This is a genomic window from Veillonella parvula (assembly GCF_042850485.1).
Classification (GTDB): domain Bacteria; phylum Bacillota; class Negativicutes; order Veillonellales; family Veillonellaceae; genus Veillonella; species Veillonella parvula_Q.
Map to the genome: position 1 here is coordinate 1127932 of NZ_AP031417.1, position 16821 is coordinate 1144752.

Sequence of the window (16821 nt, forward strand, 5' to 3'; positions counted from 1 at the left end):
GAACGGTATATGATTTTCAACTATCAATGACCTCGACGCAATTTCTCAAGCTTTTCAGCAACTTCAGGAGATAATAAACCTCCCACTTCATTACGACGCACTGAAAATTGATCACGTCTATGTTCATGAGCATATTGAAGTCGTTCTTCTTCCTTAGCTATACGAATCATATTTTGCAACTCACGAGCAGGAATGCGCAACCCGCCAGAGCCTAGAATTTGATTCTGTTCTGCCCCATCGGAGGTTACAACATATACATTAGTATATTTGCCTTTACGTAAAAATACCTCTCGTTCAATAAAGGAATCCGCCGTTTCTCCATCCTCAGTATACACTTCGATAAATCCACTTGTAATAGATTCAATGGAACCTCCAGATTTTGTATACTTACCATCAAATACAAGGATTACTTCGTAACCCTTAAATTTACCATAGTTCAACAATCTATCTCGAAGCTCCATTCTCGCATGTTCTAAAGACTCATGAGCCAATTTTTTCAAATGAGTCCAAGCAAAAATAACATTATAGCCGTCTACAATTAAAATATCTTTTAGCATGATTATTTCGCCTGGCGTTGACGTACCGCCTCATACATAAGAACTGCAGCTGCAACAGATGCATTCAAAGAATTCAAATTTCCATACATAGGAATTGTTACAAGGAAATCACAAGCTTCTTTTACAACGCGACTAATCCCCTTACCTTCATTACCAATGACTATAACCGTAGGAATTGTCATATCTGCTTCATACAAGGTACGATCACCTTCCATATGAGCCCCCATTACCCAAAATCCTTGTTTTTGAAGTTGTTTAATGGTTTGCACTACATTGCCAATTTGTACAAGTGGAATTTGTTCAATAGCTCCAGCAGATGTCTTTGCAACAGTAGCATTAATAGGCGCATTATGTCGTTTAGGAATGAGTACAGCCGTAGCTCCCGCACATTCAGCAGTACGAATGATAGCTCCCATATTATGTGGGTCTTCAACCCCATCCGTTAAGATGAGTAAAGGAACCTCATGTGTCGTTTCTTGTAATACCTCGCCCAATTCTTTAAATTGAACGGCCGATACAAGAGCTATAACCCCTTGATGTGGTACCTCTAAATCGTACTTATTCATCTGTTTAACTGGTGTTGGTCTAACTTCAATACCTTGAGATTTAGCAAGATTTACAATATCAGCTAACCCTGTTTTTACCTTATCTTCACTGACCAGAATACGTTGAATAGAACGGCCACTTTTAAGGGCTTCTTTAACCGCATTGCGACCTACAATATAATTATCCATACTACATACCTCGTAGAGTTATAGAAAAGGCTTGCCCCAAGATATGCTGTAAGCGCTCATCTTGGCGCGTTTCATAAAGAAATCCTAGTACTGCTTCAAAGGCCGTACTACTGCGATATTCTTGAACAGTACTACTTTTAGGCACGTTTACATTACTATTTCTAGCACGGCGTGCAATAGCTTGTTCATCTTCTGTGAAAGTATTTTCTATTTCTAGCAATACTTTTGCCTGTGATTTAGCACAAATAAATTCAGTAACGATAGTATGTAAGATCTGTACTTTTGTAATATTCATTTGTACTACGCGTTCGCGCACATACATGGAGTATACTGCATCACCGATATAAGCTAGCATAACTGCATCGGCACTTAGGCACTCCTCTATTGTTCGTTTGCGCAAACGAAGCGGCTCTTCTTCAAGAGCCGTTAGTTTCTTTATCGCTTCATTCTTTAAGAATTGAAATTGTTTAAACTTCACGTTTTTTCCACCGTGCACCTTGAGGAGAGTCCTCAATGGTAATACCAATCTCAGCTAATCGATCGCGGATACAATCAGCTAATGCCCATTGTTTTTGCTCGCGACAAGCTTGACGTACAGAAAGAATAACTTGCATTAATTCTTCATATTCAGCAGCATTAGCACCCGTATTGCCTTCCCAAGCTTTTTCAAGAACACCAATAACATCTGTCATAAATTTGAAGATTCGTTTCACTTCAGCAATTGCCTCTTGGCAAACAACGCCTTCTCTACTTGTTACAGCTTGATAGTAGATATTAATTTCTTTTGCAAGACCGAACATACTAGAAGTTGCTAAAGCAGTGTTGAAATCATCACTCATAGCATCCTCAAATTCTTCTTCGTATGCTTTCGCTTTTTCTAATAAGCGTTGAGCTTCATCACATGAGCCTGGCTCACATTTTTCAAGGTAAAGAAGGTTTTCAATAGCTGTGCTTAACCGTTCCAAAGATTTATTAGCTTCTTCTAGACGCTCATCAGAGAAGTCTAATGGACTACGGTAATGCGTGCTCAATAAGAAGTAACGCAATGCATCAGGACTATATTGTTCTAAAATATCTTTTACCAAGAAGAAATTATTCAAGGACTTAGACATTTTTTCAGAGTTGATCGTAATAAAGCCATTGTGCAACCAGTAACGAACTGCTGGATGTTGTCCAGAACAGCCTTCAGATTGAGCAATTTCATTTTCATGATGAGGGAAAATCAAATCGCTACCACCACCGTGGAAGTCAAATTCTGTGCCTAAATATTTTTGGCTCATAGCAGAACATTCAATGTGCCACCCTGGACGACCATTCCCCCATGGGCTTTCCCAATAAGGTTCACCAGGTTTTGCTGCTTTCCACAAAGCAAAGTCCATAGGATTCTTCTTACGACCATCTACTTCAATACGTGCGCCTGCTTCCATATCGTCTAATGTACGACCAGATAACTCACCGTAATGTTCAAATTTCTCCACACTATAATATACATCGCCATCGAGTTCATAGGCGTAGCCCTTGTCAATCAATGTTTGAATCATAGCAATGATATCATCAATATGTGTAGATACACGTGGATAAATGTCTGCACGTTGTACACCTAACACATCCATTACTTCAAAATAACTATCGATATAACGGTTTGCAATGGTATCCCAAGAGACACCTTCACCATTAGAAGTGTTGATGATTTTATCATCCACATCAGTAAAGTTTTGTACATATGTTACTTTATAGCCTACATGTTTCATATAGCGACGAATTACGTCCCAAGTCACGAAAGGACGAGCATTGCCAATATGAGGATGATTGTATGGTGTGACACCACATACGTACATTTTTGCCTCACCTGGTGTTACAGGATTAAAAACCTCTTTTTGGCGCGTCATAGTATTATAAACAGTAATTTCTCTCATCGTTACCGATGCCTCCAATTTTGTAAAATAAAAAAGACCTCTCATCTCATACAGAGACGATGGTCCGCGGTTCCACTCTGTTAGGTACCAATAGCGATACCCACTCATCGCATAACGGTGCGTCGCCGGACAAACCTACCTATAATCGGAGTGTCAGCTCGTGAATGCATTTCATCTACCTATCCATGAACCCTCCCACCATCGGTTCTCGCTAAAAAGTTAGTTGTAGAGTACTTCTTTCAGTCTCAGCTATTAAAATAATCTATATTTATATATAAAAATATTTTACCAATAAAGCTATAGAATGTCAATATTTACAAGAAAAACCCCCATCTTCCATAGGCAGCTATTCACATATCATACATCGGTATTTTAAATAGCTTAATTAGAAAGATGAGGATATATAATCAGAATATTAAATTACTATTATCATTCATAACAATAGCTTTTATAGCACACAAGTAATAATAATGTCATTACATCAAATCAATTAATATTAAGCATTTTCTAATTTATCTTGATCATCATGTTTACGGCAAATACCTGCAAAAATAGATCCTGTAAAGTTATGAATGATGGAGAATACTGCACCTGCTACCGCAGCTTGTGGTGTAAAGTGTTTTAGTGCTAAAGATACGGATAATGCAGAATTTTGCATAGCCACTTCGATTTGCATAGCACGACGAGAAGACACATCAATACTGAGAGCTTTACATACAAAGTATGTCACAACATAACCACTCAAATTTTGTACTAAACACGCTACAAAAATAATGAAACCGGTTTCGGCAATTTGCTTTTGGTTAACTGCAGTTACAGCTGCCAAGATAAGCAATACCGCGATAGCTGCAATGGTTGGACATACAGATTTTACAGGTTCAATTTTTGCGCCAATAAAGTAATTCAATACAATCCCCAAAATAATTGGTACTAACACGATTTTTACAATAGATATAAACATTGGCATAAATTGAATTTCAATAGAAGATGTTGCACCTGCATATAATACGACAAATAAAGGCGTTAAAATAGGTGCCAATAATGTGGATACAGTTGTTGCTGATACGGATAAGGGAACATTACCATTTGCAAGGAAGGTCATTACATTAGAAGCAGTACCACCAGGACATGCACCCAACAAGATAAAACCAATCCCAACTTCTGGAGGAAAATTAAATGCTAAGGCTACTAAGAAACCTGCCAATGGCATCCATAAGAATTGGATTACGGATACGAGAATAACCTTCATTGGTTGCTTAAATACATCAATAAAGACTTGAGCCGTTAATGTTAACCCCATCGCAAACATAACAAACTGTAGCATGTAAGCAATATAAGGAGTCATCCAAGAAAATACTGCAGGTAGCATATATGCTAAAACAGCCATCAATAGTACTATCCAGGATAGATAACTATTGAATAAGTGATTAATAGAACGAATAACACTCATAAAAACACTCGCTTTCATAATAAATCAAAATTTAATACGCCGATTATTATAGCATTTCTATAGAATATTAACAACATATACAAAAGGAGTTCACATAACACCTGTTACGTGAACTCCTTTGATTAATTGATCAAATTTATTTTGTTAATGCACCTACATTATCTAAACGATGTAAGCACTTTTCTTTACCAAGTAATGTAACAATATTATTCAAATCCGGGCCATGCATTTGACCTGTTAAAGCTACACGAATTGGCATAAATACGAATTTACCTTTTAAAGAGGTTTCTTTCATTACGGCCTTGATTGTTGCTTTTACAACTTCAGGTGTAATTTCATCAAGTTCAGCCAATGCATTCCGGAAAGCGCCGAGAACTGTTGGAGCTGTTTCTTCATTCAATACAGCACGCAACTCCTCTTCATGCCCCTCTTCAAGGAATACTGTTTCGCCCATAAACAATCCTACATGATCTTTAATTTGAGCACCATAGCTAATATGATCACGGAATGTAGAGCATAATAATGTCAACCAATCAATATCAGCTTGATTCAAGCTATCTGGAGCTAAACCAACCTCTTTCAAATGCGGTAAACAAAGGTGGAATAACTCTTCATCACTCAAATTCTTCATGTAGTGGAAATTTATATGGTTCAATTTATCAATATCAAACACAGCAGGATTTTTCGCTACCCGATCCATAGAGAAAGCCTGAATTAATTCATCTTGTGTGAAGAATTCTTCTTCACCTTCAGGAGCCCAACCAAGAAGTGCCAAGAAGTTTACAAGTGCTTCTGGCAAGTACCCTAATTGTTTGTATTGTTCAACAGAAGTAGCACCATGACGTTTAGACATTTTCTTGTAGTCTTTACCAAGAATCAAGGAAATATGACCAAACTTAGGGACCTCCCAACCTAAAGCTTCATAAATAGCCATTTGACGAGGTGTATTAGATAAATGTTCCTCTGCACGAATAACGTGAGTGATCCCCATCATATGATCGTCCATTACTACAGCAAAGTTATATACAGGAATGCCATCAGATTTTACAATTACAAAATCACCAACGCCATTAGATTCAAAGGATACATGCCCACGTACCATATCATCAAAAGCGTATGTTTTATTCAACGGTACACGCAAACGAATTGTAGGTTTACGACCTTCAGCAATGTATTTAGCCTTTGTCTCTTCATCTAAGTGTTCACAATGACCGTTGTATTTTGGTGTTTCCCCACGATCCATTTGATCTTGACGCACCGCATCTAACTCTTCAGGTGTGCAATAACACTCATAAGCTTTACCTTCATCCAATAAGCGTTGTGTTACTTCTTTATATAAATCAAGACGTTCTGTTTGACGGTAAGGACCATTATTACCACCCACATCAATGCCTTCATCCCAGTTCATGCCAAGCCATTGTAAGGAAGCTTTAATATTCTCTTCACTTTCACGTGTAGAACGAGCTAAATCTGTATCTTCAATGCGCAATACAAATGTGCCTTTTTCCTTACGTGCTAATAACCAGTTAAATAAAGCAGAACGAGCACCACCAATATGGAATGGACCCGTAGGGCTTGGAGCAAAACGAACTTTCATGGAACTCATGATTAAATCTCTCCTTCATATACAGAAACGACAGCTTGTGCAGCAATGCCTTCACGGCGCCCAATAGCCCCTAGCATTTCATTTGTTGTCGCTTTAATACTAATGCGATCTAATGGTATCTCTAATATAGACTGTAAATTAGCCTTCATCATATCGATGTGAGGTTTTAATTTAGGTGTCTCAGAAATAACCATAATATCAATATTATAGGCTTGTAACCCACGTTCTTTCAATAAGAAATTTACTTTTTCTAGTAAAAGCATGCTAGAAATCCCTTTATACTGGTCATCTTCAGGTGGAAAATAGTATCCAATATCCCGTAAACCAGCGGCGCCTAGCATGGCATCCATCAAGGCATGAATGAGAACATCCGCATCGGAGTGTCCATCAGGGCCAAGGCCAGATTCGATATGAACACCACCTAAGATACAAGGACGACCTGCTTTTAATTGATGAATATCATAACCAAATCCAACGCGCATACGCTTATCCTCAATTCCTAAATATCGTTTTGCTACTGCAATATCATTAGGAGTGGTCACCTTAATATTACAATAGTCTCCACTTACTATATGTACAGGCTGCCCTAAATGCTCAACGAGGGACACATCATCAGTGCCTAAATATTTTTCATCATAAGCCTTTTGATGGGCCTCTTTAAATAGATCTTTTTGAAAGCCTTGTGGCGTTTGAATTTGGTATAATTCACTGCGTTTTAATGTTTCTATTACAGTATGCTCTGTATCAACTCGTTTAATCGTATCCGTAGCAGGGACACCTACAGTAGCAGCTCCATATTCTATTGCGGCCCTAACAACAGAATCAAACAGTTTCGTTGATGCTAATGGACGCGCTCCATCATGAACTAGCACAATATTACTATCTTCTGATACAGCTTTGAGCCCATAAGCCACAGAATCTTGACGTTCTCTTCCACCAAGCACTATCTTTACAGGAATATGCAAATCCAACCCTTGAATATGGTTAGACATATATTCTTGTTCGCCTTCAGCTACAACAAGAATAATTTCTTTTAAACCTTCAATCTTTTCTACATTCTGTATGGTACGTTGAATAATAGAATATCCCCCTAAAGGAATAAATATCTTATTTTCTTTATATCCCATACGGCGACCAGCACCTGCAGCGAGAACGATACAACTAATTGCCTTGCCCATTTTGTCCTCCATCTACACGAGCAAAAATCATCCGTCCTGCACTCGTTTGTAATATGGATGTAACCATAACCTCTACATTTTGACCAACATAAGGCTTACCATCCTCTACGACAATCATCGTGCCATCGTCGAGATAAGCCACACCTTGGTGTACTTCCTTACCTTCTTTCATGATTTGAACGCGAATCCATTCTCCAGCGATTAGAGCAGGTTTTAATACATTTGCCAATTCATTGAGGTTAAGCACTTCAATCCCCTGTACACGAGCCACCTTATTCAAGTTAAAGTCATTAGTCATCAATTTCCATTGCTTATCTAAAGCAAGTCGCATAAGTTTTGAATCAACCTCTACAAGATCATCATAATCATCTTCAACAACTTCTATAGCTACCTTATTGGCATCTTGCATATCCTTCAAAATATCAAGGCCACGTCGGCCACGGTTGCGTTTCGTAGCATCCGCAGAGTCAGAAATTACCTGTAACTCATTTAATACAAATAGTGGCACCATAAGAGGGCCTTCAATGAAGCCCGTAGCACATAGTTCTTTGATACGACCGTCAATGATAACTGAAGTATCTAGTAATTTTGGCGTACTAGAGGATTTATCTAATTTATGAGTTGAAAACATTTTAAAACGACTTGTTTTTTTAGTCCTATCTCCTCCCCATTGTTGTACGTAATTATTGTACATTTCGGGGCCTTTACGAGCCATGATTTTAAGTCCACTATATCCAAAAATAGCACTCAAAATTATAGGAATATAAGGTCCTATAATAGGTACTTGATTGAATGCAACACCAATTAGATTTGCAATAATAAGGCCGAATAATAAACCGATGGTGCCTGCAATCAATTCTTGATTTGGAATATGAGTAAGAATACGCTCTAATCTTTTAGCAATTACTAAACCTTGTTTCAGAATAAATGATGAAATCAGATAACCAATAACAAGGCCTAATAGAGTACCTACGATTAATACTGCAATACGTGCAATTGTTAATGACATGTCCCCAAAAGATTCAAATTGAGAAACCAAATATGGGTCAATAATAGGTGCTAAGCTATCCATTCCCACGTAGGCTGCTGTACCTACTAAAATGGCTATTACATAGCGTAAAATCCGATAAATCATGAAATCACCCCCTAATTATGAAAATACGAGCTGCATCGCCTCTTGTATAGATTTGACACCTCTAATTTTGATAGAACTATCATTATCCTTGATTTGTTTATAGTTGCCTTCAGGAATAATAAACTTTTTAAAACCTAATTTCTTGGCTTCATTTATACGCTGTTCAATGCGAGGAATACTGCGAACATTACCAGTTAAGCCTACTTCACCTAAAATTACCATATCTGTTGGAACGATTCGATTTTTCAGATTTGACACAATGGCAACCGCCATAGATAAATCACAAGCAGGTTCATTTACCTTGAGACCACCGATGACATTTACATACACGTCTTTATTACCTAATGTAAAGCTACAGCGTTTTTCTAAGACTGCTAATAATACAATTAATCGGTTAAGATCATAACCAATCGCCGTACGTCTAGGCATACCAAAGGCCGTAGTAACGACCAAGCTTTGTACCTCTACTAAGATGGGCCGAACCCCTTCGAGGTAAATCATAACAGCACTGCCACTTTCTTCATCGGAACGCTCTGCCAAGAGAGAAGCAGATGGATTGGACAATTCCTGTAACCCTTCCTCTACCATGGCAAAAATACCTGTTTCTGATGTAGAACCAAAACGGTTTTTAATGGACCGTAATATACGGAATTGATAAGAACGCTCCCCTTCAAAGTAAAGCACTACATCTACCATATGCTCTAACATACGAGGCCCTGCAATATTGCCTTCCTTTGTTACATGACCAATGATTACAGTAGGTATATTTCGTTCTTTACAGAAGCGAAGTAGACGAGATGTGCATTCACGAACTTGACTAACACTGCCTGGCGCAGCATCTATATCTCCAGTATACATAGTTTGTATAGAGTCAATGACTAGTAAGGAAGGAGTCATTGCTTCAGCTTGCTCCAATATATGATCTAGATCAGTATCTGCAATAACTTGTAACCGTTCACTATTAATATGCAGTCGTTCTGCTCGAAGTTTAAGTTGTAACTGAGACTCTTCACCAGATGCATAAAGAACTGCTCCTACTGTATCGGCTATCTTCTGGGATACTTGTAGTAACAGAGTAGATTTACCAATACCAGGATCACCACCTAAAAGCATTAGAGCACCAGGCACTATGCCACCACCTAATACACGATCAATTTCACCAAAGGTTGTAGATACGCGTGCAATAGAAGAAATTTCGATATCTGGCAAGGCGGTAGGCTTCGCCGTTTGATTTCCAACACCTCGAGAAGGTGTTCGACTATGTTTAGTTTCTTTAATTATTTCTTCAACTAATGTATTCCATTCTCCACATTGTGGACAACGGCCCATCCACTTAGAGGATTCAGCCCCACAATTTTGACAAAAGAATACAGATTTTGCTTTTGCCATAACACCTCAATACATTTAAAAAGAAAGGTCATGAATGATAACCATTCATGACCTTTTATGCATAATTTTACTACATGGTTAACTATCATCATTCTATAGTATACCATTTAACTTATATTTTTTATATGAAAGGTAGTCATCAACTGTATAATTTGTATTTTTATCATATTGATACAACAAGATCGTTATCCTTTGCATCTGCTTTAATAATTTTACCTTCTTTTGCATCTCCTTTCAAAATAAGATCGGACACTGGGTCCTCAATTAAACGTTGAATAGCACGTTTTAATGGTCGAGCCCCCATTGTGAAATCAGAGCCCTCCTTAACAAGTAAATGCATAGCCTCAGGAGAGATTTCTAATTGTAAATCACGCGCTTCAAGGCGTTTTGTAACATCACTCATCAAGATAGTTACAATTTCTTTTAAGTCCTCTTCTGTTAATGGATGGAATACAATCATTTCATCAATACGGTTTAAAAACTCAGGTCTAAAATGACGTTTCACCGCATCCATTACTGACTTCTTAGCCTCTTTAAACTCAATTTCTTTATTTTCATCTACATTGAAATCAGATTTTTTAGCCGCTAAGAAACCAAGTTCTGGAGAGTTTTTATGTAAAGCTTTAGCACCTAAGTTACTTGTCATAATAATAACTGTATTTCTGAAATCTACAGTTCTTCCTTGACTATCAGTAAGACGACCATCATCAAGAACTTGTAACAAAATATTAAAGAAATCTGCATGTGCCTTTTCCACTTCATCGAGGAGGATAACGCTATATGGTTTGCGACGTACCGCATCTGTTAATTGTCCACCTTCTTCATAGCCTACGTAACCTGGAGGGGCACCGACTAAGCGAGACACAGTATGTTTTTCCATATATTCAGACATATCAAGTCGAATCATAGCAGATTCATCGCCGAACAAGGAGGATGCAAGCGCTCTTGCTAGCTCAGTTTTCCCTACACCAGTTGGCCCAAGGAACAAGAATGAACCAATAGGCCGTTTTGGGTCTTTTAATCCAGCCCTTGCACGGCGTACAGCTTTAGCTACAGCAGTAACAGCCTCATCTTGACCTACTACGCGTTTATGAAGTTCTTCTTCCAAATGTAGTAAGGTTGCAGACTCTTCTTCTGCAATTTTAGCCACTGGAATGCCTGTCCATTGCGCTACTACAGCAGCTATGTCTTCCTCTGTTACTATTAACTTTTGATCGCTTTTTTCTTTAGCAATAGATTTTTTATCACCAATTTCTTTTAATAGTAATTGTTCTTCATCGCGAAGCTTTGCAGCCTTTTCGAAATCTTGAGACGTAACCGCAGCTTCTTTTTCTTTCTTAACTGTATTGAGGCGATCCTCTAATGCTTTAACATCAGGTGCTGAAGAAAATACTTTCATACGAACCTTAGATGCAGCTTCATCGACTACATCGATAGCCTTATCAGGTAAGAATCGATCTGTAATATATCGGCTAGATAAAGACACAGCTGCTGTTAATGCCTCATCTGTAATCTTAGCCTTATGGAAAGCTTCATACCGATCTCTTAATCCCTTTAAAATTTCAAGAGCATCCTCTTCGTTAGGCTCTCCTACTTGAACGGGTTGAAAACGACGCTCTAAAGCAGCATCTTTTTCTATATATTTCTTATATTCATCAAGTGTTGTGGCACCGATAACTTGGAATTCACCTCGTGCCAAAGCAGGCTTTAAGATATTAGCTGCATCCATAGCGCCTTCAGTAGCACCTGCCCCAACCAATGTATGAATTTCATCTATAAAGATAATCATATCATCATGTTGTTGTACTTCATCAATGGCTTTTTTCAACCGTTCTTCAAATTCACCACGGTACTTGGCACCCGCTAACATAGAACCAATACTAAGAGAAATAATGCGTTTATTACGTAAAATCTCCGGTACATTATCAGTCACAATACGCTGTGCCAAGCCTTCGGCAATAGCTGTTTTACCTACACCTGGTTCACCAATAAGAACAGGATTATTTTTAGTTCTACGGCTGAGAATTTGAATGACTCGTTGAATCTCCGTATCGCGGCCAATAACAGGATCAATCTTACCTTGTTTAGCAGACTCATTAAGATCAGTTGCAAAATCTGACAGCTCACCTAAATCATTATTGCTATTTATTCCCTCTTGACCACCATTATTGCTACCTTTATTCGAGCCAAGAATACTACGAATTGCTTCTACTACATCATTACTACGTATATTCATAGCTCGTAAAATAGCAACTGCAACACCGCTACCATCGCTAAGTAGGCCCAATAGAATATGCTCAGTACCAACGTAATTGTGATTCATTTGATTTGCTACTTGAATGGCAAGCTCAAGTACATGTTTAACGCGAGGTGTCATATATATTGACGTTGCCTTTTTATTACCACGTCCTACATGTTCTTCTACAGCTTCAAAAATATCTTCTGTAACAAGGCCAAGCTCTTCTAAAGCTTTAGCTGCTACACCATTTTTAACCTTTGTAAGGCCAATGAGTACGTGTTCAGTACCAACATAGTCATGTCCTAACTCCAAAGCAGCCTCTTGAGCTAACGAAAGAACACGCTGTGCATCGTCTGTAAACCGTTGCATCATAATATCACCTCATCTATCTATGTAAATTGTAATTATTTCTTTTCAAATATATATAAACAATGGTGAAATAACCATTGGAATATCAAAAATATTATTAAACTCTATTAATCTATTATGCTATCTAGTATTAATATTTACTATTTTTTACAAATCTCTTAACGGTAAACTAAGAAAATTATATAAATCAATCTATACAAAATAAATAATCATGCATTAATTATTTATGTATTTATATTAATTTGAAAGTTTTTGACGTATCACCTTTGCACGATAGCTGTCGCGATCGGTATCTGTCAAATTTTCACTACCTAAGTATTTAGAGAGGAAGTTTGGTCTAGTTATAGCAACAAGCTCATTAAAAGTATCTTTACCCCAGAATGGTAATATTTCTAAATCTACACCTAATTGAATGTCGCTAAGCTTACTAAGTGCCTCTTTACCGCTTACACGTCGTGCATATTGTAAAATTCCATAGGATCGCCAAAGTATATCTTCCAAACCTTCTTTATCGTTGTGTAATAAAGATTGCCGAGACTTTCGTTCTTCTGCAATAATTCCTTCTACGATTTTAATCAATTGCTCAATAGTTGCTTCTTCACTAATACCCATCGTTCGTTGATTAGAAATCTGGTAAATACAACCTAAAGCTTCGGAACCTTCCCCATACAACCCTCGTACAGAGTAACCTAGTTGTATTATGTTACGAATGAGTCTCGTAATACGACCAGATAACGTCAATGCGGGTAAATGTAACATAACAGAGGCCCGTAAACCTGTACCCACATTAGTGGGGCAAGCAGTTAAATAACCAAATCGCTCATCAAAGGCATAAGGGTATTTTGCTTCGATAGCTTTATCAATTTGAACCGCATGATTATAAGCTTGTTGCAATTTAAGTCCTGGAGCCATAGATTGAATACGTAAATGATCTTCTTCATTTACCATAATTGCGATAGAAGCATCATCAGATACGATCAAATTACGATACGGTAATTGTTCCTCTAAAGCAGGACTCATTAAATGCTTTTCAACTAAGACAGCACGTTCACATTGACTTAATTGCTCAAGGCTAATATTTGTATATTGGTGCTCATCAGCCTTTTTTAATATTGGCAATAGGCCTCGAGAGATTGTATTCACTTTTTCTAAGGAAACTGTATCTTCACGATTCGTAAACAATATATCATCAAAATTTCTCGCCAATCGTATACGGCTTGAAATTACAATGTGGTCTGTCGCCTCTGTATCCTGACACAGCCACTGACTTAGCGGAGAGTCCAATATAGTATCTAACATAAGAACCTCCTATTCGTTATCACCATCAATGATAACTTCTAGATTTTTAATTTTATCTCTCAAAATTGCAGCTTCTTCAAAGTTTTCAGCTTGAATAGCTGTATCTAATTGACGGCGCAATTGCTTTACTTCATACTTTGCTTTAAAAACATTAGTACCACGACTAGGTATAGTCCCTTCATACTCAGAACTACCTTGTATTCGTTCTAATAATGGATTTATTTCACTATTAAAAGTCTCATAACATTGACCACAGCCAAACTTACCTACCCGATTGAATTCATCATAAGTAATACCACACTGAGGGCATCTCTTAGATTGATGAGCTTTTAATAAGTTATCTGGATACACCATATTCTTAAAAAAATCATTAGTAAAAAAGTTATTATCCCACATATCATTCATAAAAGAACTATAAGGAGATAATTTCCCAGCTTGTTGTAACTCGGTGGCACAAGTACTGCAAAGATGTTGCTCAGTCTTTTGATTATTTATGATATTAGTCATATGGATAGTAGCTTCATTTTTATGGCAATGATCACATAACACAAATCATCACTCCTTCCGCAAAGTGTCCACCATTGATGCATATAATTGACGAACAGCATCATTACGTTCTTCTACGTCTACATTTTCAATTAATGTAGCAAAAGAATTATGCATCAATTGAGCTTCACGACGGGTAATCTTTTCAGATTGTAATAATTGAAATAATGATTGATCTACATCTCGCATATCAATTAATCGTTCTACCGTATTTGGACCTTCATAAATCCGATAAGTTGTAACAGCAGGTAAAGAATCTGAACTTTCTGGGTTAATTTTTTTGATTCGAATATATCCACCCAAGCCACGTCTTGACTCAACATCGAAACCGCGCTCATTAGAAAAACGCGTACTTAATACGTAACTAATTTGGGATGGCGCACAATCTAATTCATCAGCCAATTCATTACGCTTTAAAATTAGCTTTTCTTGTTCTTCACGCATACGGTCTAATATAAATTTTTCTATTTTATCAGCTATCATACTCATAAAAAACACCCCTTTAAAGTTTATTTACTATAGTTTTGACTATTTGTTCTTTAGCATAATTCTATTATATTTGACTTTTTGACTTTAGTCAATATAAAAGTCAAATTTCATAAAAATAACGTTTGACTTTTAATGTATTCTCATATAATTGGACTTAATCCTTAAATCTATGTATAATAAATGAGATATTATTTTCTGAAGGAAGGTGTTGTTATGGCAGAAGCATTAGGACAAGAACTGTTAATTGATTTATATTCCTGCGATGAAGACGCAATTTCATCCGCTACAGCTGTACAAGAAAGTGTAGCAACCGCATTTGACTTAGCTGAACTTGATGTTGATGAAATCAGTTGTCAGGTTATGGATGAGGAAATCGCCCTCCTTTCTGTCGCACCAGGTTTTCACTTTACATTGCACACATATCCTGCACTTGGTTATGTAGCAGTTGATTTATATTCCTTCGAGCAAACATTACCGCTTACATTAATTATGAAAGCCTTACGTAAATCTTTTAGAGCTGAAAAAGTAAAGGCAACAAGTGTGCAACGTGGCGACTTTGGTAACGAACGTGATATGAAGCCACGTCGAAAAACTAAGATTACTACACTTGGTCGTGTTTCTCGTACACGTATCCAACTCAAACAAACAGGGGGCAAGTTGAAAAAACAAAGTGCTAAGGTTATCAAAACATTAGCTAAAAAGAGTGGCCTAAAAAAATAACATAAAATGAAGATGCAAAAAAGCTAGAGGATTTCCTCTAGCTTTTAATTTTGGTTGATATGTAATTCTATTTATATAGCTTATCTACGAACCATCATTTCTTCAAGATTGAGAACATCAGCAATCTCATCAACATCATCACAGATATATTCGGCATCCGCTTCTTTTAACTCAGATTCCGTACCGTAACCATAGGTAACACCGATGGAGATACAGCCAAGTTCATTAGCTGCTTCTACATCGTACTTACGATCTCCAACCATGAATGTCAATCGACGACCATTTTCATCAGTTAATGGGTTGCCACATAGCGTGAGAGCTTTTTCAAGAATTTCTTTTTTGTGTAACAATCCCGCTTCGTAATTAGCACCAACAATAACATCAAAGTATGGTGTCAATTCAAAGTGATCAAGAATATCTTTAGCATAATGTTCTGGTTTTGCAGTAGCTACAGCTATAGTATATTGTTCAGTTTTGCATTTAGCCAATAAGTCTACAATATTCGGATATACTTTATTTTCAAATTTACCAATGGTACCATAACGTTCACGGAATTTAAAGTATGTTTCTTCCGCTTGCTCAAAGGTCAGACCACAATATTCTTGAAAAGCATCTACCAATGGTGGTCCTAAGAACAATTGTAATGTTTCTTCATCAGGTACAGTATAACCGAAATGTTCCAATGCAAATTTAATGCTTTTAAGAATACCTTCTTGAGAGTCAGTTAAGGTTCCATCTAAATCAAATAATATCGTTTTCTTCATATTATTTCTTTAAAGCCTCTTTCAATGTATGCCATGCAAGAACTGCACATTTCACACGTGCTGGCATATTAGAAATATTTTGTAATGCCATAGCATCTTCCAATTCTTCTAACTCATTTTCATCGGTAATTTCTTTTTTAATCATACCTAAGAAAATTTCTACCAAACGAAGCGCTTCTTCAACAGATTTGCCTTTAATGATATCAATCATCATAGATGCAGATGCTTGGCTAATAGCACAACCAGAACCTGTATATGCAGCATCTTTAATGATACCATCTACTACATTGAGTTGTAATGTTAGATCATCACCACAACTAGGGTTATGTCCATGTTCAGAATTTGTAAATTCAGATAATTCATGCTTATTACGTTTATCTTGGTTATGTTCCAAAATAAGTTCCGTATATAATTGATCCATTTCCATTAG

At 37.1% G+C, this 16821-nt stretch carries 16 protein-coding genes and 1 other annotated feature; of the genes, 1 reads left to right on the forward strand and 15 read right to left on the reverse strand.

What is annotated here, in order from left to right; all coding sequences use genetic code 11:
* Window positions 1–23 precede the first annotated feature (23 nt).
* From ACGHIY_RS05015 to ACGHIY_RS05075, 13 genes are all read right to left on the reverse strand, one after another.
* Window positions 24–557, reverse strand: coding sequence for an NYN domain-containing protein (locus tag ACGHIY_RS05015; protein ID WP_004695995.1), 534 nt, complete (start codon window positions 555–557; stop codon window positions 24–26).
* A 2-nt stretch (window positions 558–559) separates the two neighbouring features.
* Window positions 560–1291 carry a 23S rRNA (guanosine(2251)-2'-O)-methyltransferase RlmB gene (gene rlmB / locus ACGHIY_RS05020; RefSeq protein ID WP_004695997.1) on the reverse strand — a complete coding sequence of 244 codons (732 nt, stop codon included), beginning with the start codon at window positions 1289–1291 and terminating at the stop codon, window positions 560–562.
* A 1-nt stretch (window position 1292) separates the two neighbouring features.
* Window positions 1293–1769, reverse strand: coding sequence for a Mini-ribonuclease 3 (locus ACGHIY_RS05025; RefSeq protein WP_101928324.1), 477 nt, complete (start codon window positions 1767–1769; stop codon window positions 1293–1295).
* Window positions 1759–3207, reverse strand: a complete 1449-nt coding sequence (gene cysS, locus ACGHIY_RS05030) for a cysteine--tRNA ligase (RefSeq protein WP_270278686.1) — start codon at window positions 3205–3207, stop codon at window positions 1759–1761. The genes ACGHIY_RS05025 and cysS overlap by 11 nt, the downstream gene beginning before the upstream one ends.
* A 49-nt stretch (window positions 3208–3256) precedes the next feature.
* Window positions 3257–3463 (reverse strand) — a binding site (T-box leader).
* 240 nt (window positions 3464–3703) lie between these two features.
* Window positions 3704–4657 (reverse strand): bile acid:sodium symporter family protein, encoded by a 954-nt coding sequence (locus ACGHIY_RS05035; RefSeq protein ID WP_229055774.1) that lies wholly within the window; start codon window positions 4655–4657, stop codon window positions 3704–3706.
* 136 nt (window positions 4658–4793) lie between these two features.
* A complete protein-coding gene (gene gltX / locus ACGHIY_RS05040; RefSeq protein WP_008714033.1) occupies window positions 4794–6263 on the reverse strand; it encodes a glutamate--tRNA ligase in 1470 nt (489 codons plus the stop codon).
* A 2-nt stretch (window positions 6264–6265) separates the two neighbouring features.
* Window positions 6266–7441, reverse strand: a complete 1176-nt coding sequence (gene ispD / locus ACGHIY_RS05045; protein WP_008714035.1) for a 2-C-methyl-D-erythritol 4-phosphate cytidylyltransferase — start codon at window positions 7439–7441, stop codon at window positions 6266–6268.
* On the reverse strand, window positions 7425–8576 hold the full coding sequence (locus ACGHIY_RS05050; protein WP_390525321.1) for a PIN/TRAM domain-containing protein: 1152 nt from the start codon (window positions 8574–8576) through the stop codon (window positions 7425–7427). Before ACGHIY_RS05050 ends, ispD begins: the two co-directional genes overlap by 17 nt.
* A gap of 15 nt (window positions 8577–8591) precedes the next feature.
* Window positions 8592–9965, reverse strand: coding sequence for a DNA repair protein RadA (gene radA, locus ACGHIY_RS05055; protein WP_101928328.1), 1374 nt, complete (start codon window positions 9963–9965; stop codon window positions 8592–8594).
* A 163-nt stretch (window positions 9966–10128) separates the two neighbouring features.
* Complete coding sequence (locus ACGHIY_RS05060; RefSeq protein ID WP_123137907.1) at window positions 10129–12576, reverse strand: ATP-dependent Clp protease ATP-binding subunit; 2448 nt, start codon at window positions 12574–12576, stop codon at window positions 10129–10131.
* A 234-nt stretch (window positions 12577–12810) separates the two neighbouring features.
* Window positions 12811–13872: a protein arginine kinase gene (locus tag ACGHIY_RS05065; RefSeq protein WP_021148220.1), complete on the reverse strand. Its 1062-nt coding sequence runs from the start codon at window positions 13870–13872 to the stop codon at window positions 12811–12813.
* A gap of 9 nt (window positions 13873–13881) precedes the next feature.
* Window positions 13882–14421, reverse strand: a complete 540-nt coding sequence (locus ACGHIY_RS05070; RefSeq protein WP_077708473.1) for a UvrB/UvrC motif-containing protein — start codon at window positions 14419–14421, stop codon at window positions 13882–13884.
* Window positions 14422–14427: 6 nt separating this feature from the next.
* The gene (locus ACGHIY_RS05075; protein WP_004696020.1) at window positions 14428–14907 is read right to left on the reverse strand and encodes a CtsR family transcriptional regulator; all 480 of its coding nucleotides are present in this window, start codon (window positions 14905–14907) and stop codon (window positions 14428–14430) included.
* A gap of 213 nt (window positions 14908–15120) precedes the next feature.
* Between ACGHIY_RS05075 and ACGHIY_RS05080 the strand changes: the two genes are divergently transcribed.
* Complete coding sequence (locus ACGHIY_RS05080; protein ID WP_004696023.1) at window positions 15121–15627, forward strand: S-adenosylmethionine decarboxylase family protein; 507 nt, start codon at window positions 15121–15123, stop codon at window positions 15625–15627.
* An 80-nt stretch (window positions 15628–15707) separates the two neighbouring features.
* Here ACGHIY_RS05080 and ACGHIY_RS05085 read toward each other — a convergent pair whose 3' ends face one another.
* Together ACGHIY_RS05085 and sufU are read right to left on the reverse strand one after the other, a co-directional pair.
* The gene (locus ACGHIY_RS05085) at window positions 15708–16391 is read right to left on the reverse strand and encodes an HAD hydrolase-like protein (RefSeq protein ID WP_012864448.1); all 684 of its coding nucleotides are present in this window, start codon (window positions 16389–16391) and stop codon (window positions 15708–15710) included.
* A 1-nt stretch (window position 16392) separates the two neighbouring features.
* Window positions 16393–16818: a Fe-S cluster assembly sulfur transfer protein SufU gene (gene sufU / locus ACGHIY_RS05090; RefSeq protein ID WP_004696027.1), complete on the reverse strand. Its 426-nt coding sequence runs from the start codon at window positions 16816–16818 to the stop codon at window positions 16393–16395.
* Between the last annotated feature and the right edge of the window lie 3 nt (window positions 16819–16821).

Excerpts from the sequence above, each read along its gene's own strand:
- ACGHIY_RS05015 (WP_004695995.1), bottom strand. The coding sequence starts at position 557 with ATGCTAAAAGATATTTTAATTGTAGACGGCTATAATGTTATTTTTGCT.
- rlmB (WP_004695997.1), bottom strand. The coding sequence starts at position 1,291 with ATGGATAATTATATTGTAGGTCGCAATGCGGTTAAAGAAGCCCTTAAA.
- cysS (WP_270278686.1), bottom strand. The coding sequence starts at position 3,207 with ATGAGAGAAATTACTGTTTATAATACTATGACGCGCCAAAAAGAGGTT.
- ACGHIY_RS05035 (WP_229055774.1), bottom strand. The coding sequence starts at position 4,657 with ATGAGTGTTATTCGTTCTATTAATCACTTATTCAATAGTTATCTATCC.
- gltX (WP_008714033.1), bottom strand. The coding sequence starts at position 6,263 with ATGAGTTCCATGAAAGTTCGTTTTGCTCCAAGCCCTACGGGTCCATTC.
- ispD (WP_008714035.1), bottom strand. The coding sequence starts at position 7,441 with ATGGGCAAGGCAATTAGTTGTATCGTTCTCGCTGCAGGTGCTGGTCGC.
- ACGHIY_RS05050 (WP_390525321.1), bottom strand. The coding sequence starts at position 8,576 with ATGATTTATCGGATTTTACGCTATGTAATAGCCATTTTAGTAGGTACA.
- radA (WP_101928328.1), bottom strand. The coding sequence starts at position 9,965 with ATGGCAAAAGCAAAATCTGTATTCTTTTGTCAAAATTGTGGGGCTGAA.
- ACGHIY_RS05060 (WP_123137907.1), bottom strand. The coding sequence starts at position 12,576 with ATGATGCAACGGTTTACAGACGATGCACAGCGTGTTCTTTCGTTAGCT.
- ACGHIY_RS05065 (WP_021148220.1), bottom strand. The coding sequence starts at position 13,872 with ATGTTAGATACTATATTGGACTCTCCGCTAAGTCAGTGGCTGTGTCAG.
- ACGHIY_RS05075 (WP_004696020.1), bottom strand. The coding sequence starts at position 14,907 with ATGAGTATGATAGCTGATAAAATAGAAAAATTTATATTAGACCGTATG.
- ACGHIY_RS05080 (WP_004696023.1), top strand. The coding sequence starts at position 15,121 with ATGGCAGAAGCATTAGGACAAGAACTGTTAATTGATTTATATTCCTGC.
- ACGHIY_RS05085 (WP_012864448.1), bottom strand. The coding sequence starts at position 16,391 with ATGAAGAAAACGATATTATTTGATTTAGATGGAACCTTAACTGACTCT.
- sufU (WP_004696027.1), bottom strand. The coding sequence starts at position 16,818 with ATGGAAATGGATCAATTATATACGGAACTTATTTTGGAACATAACCAA.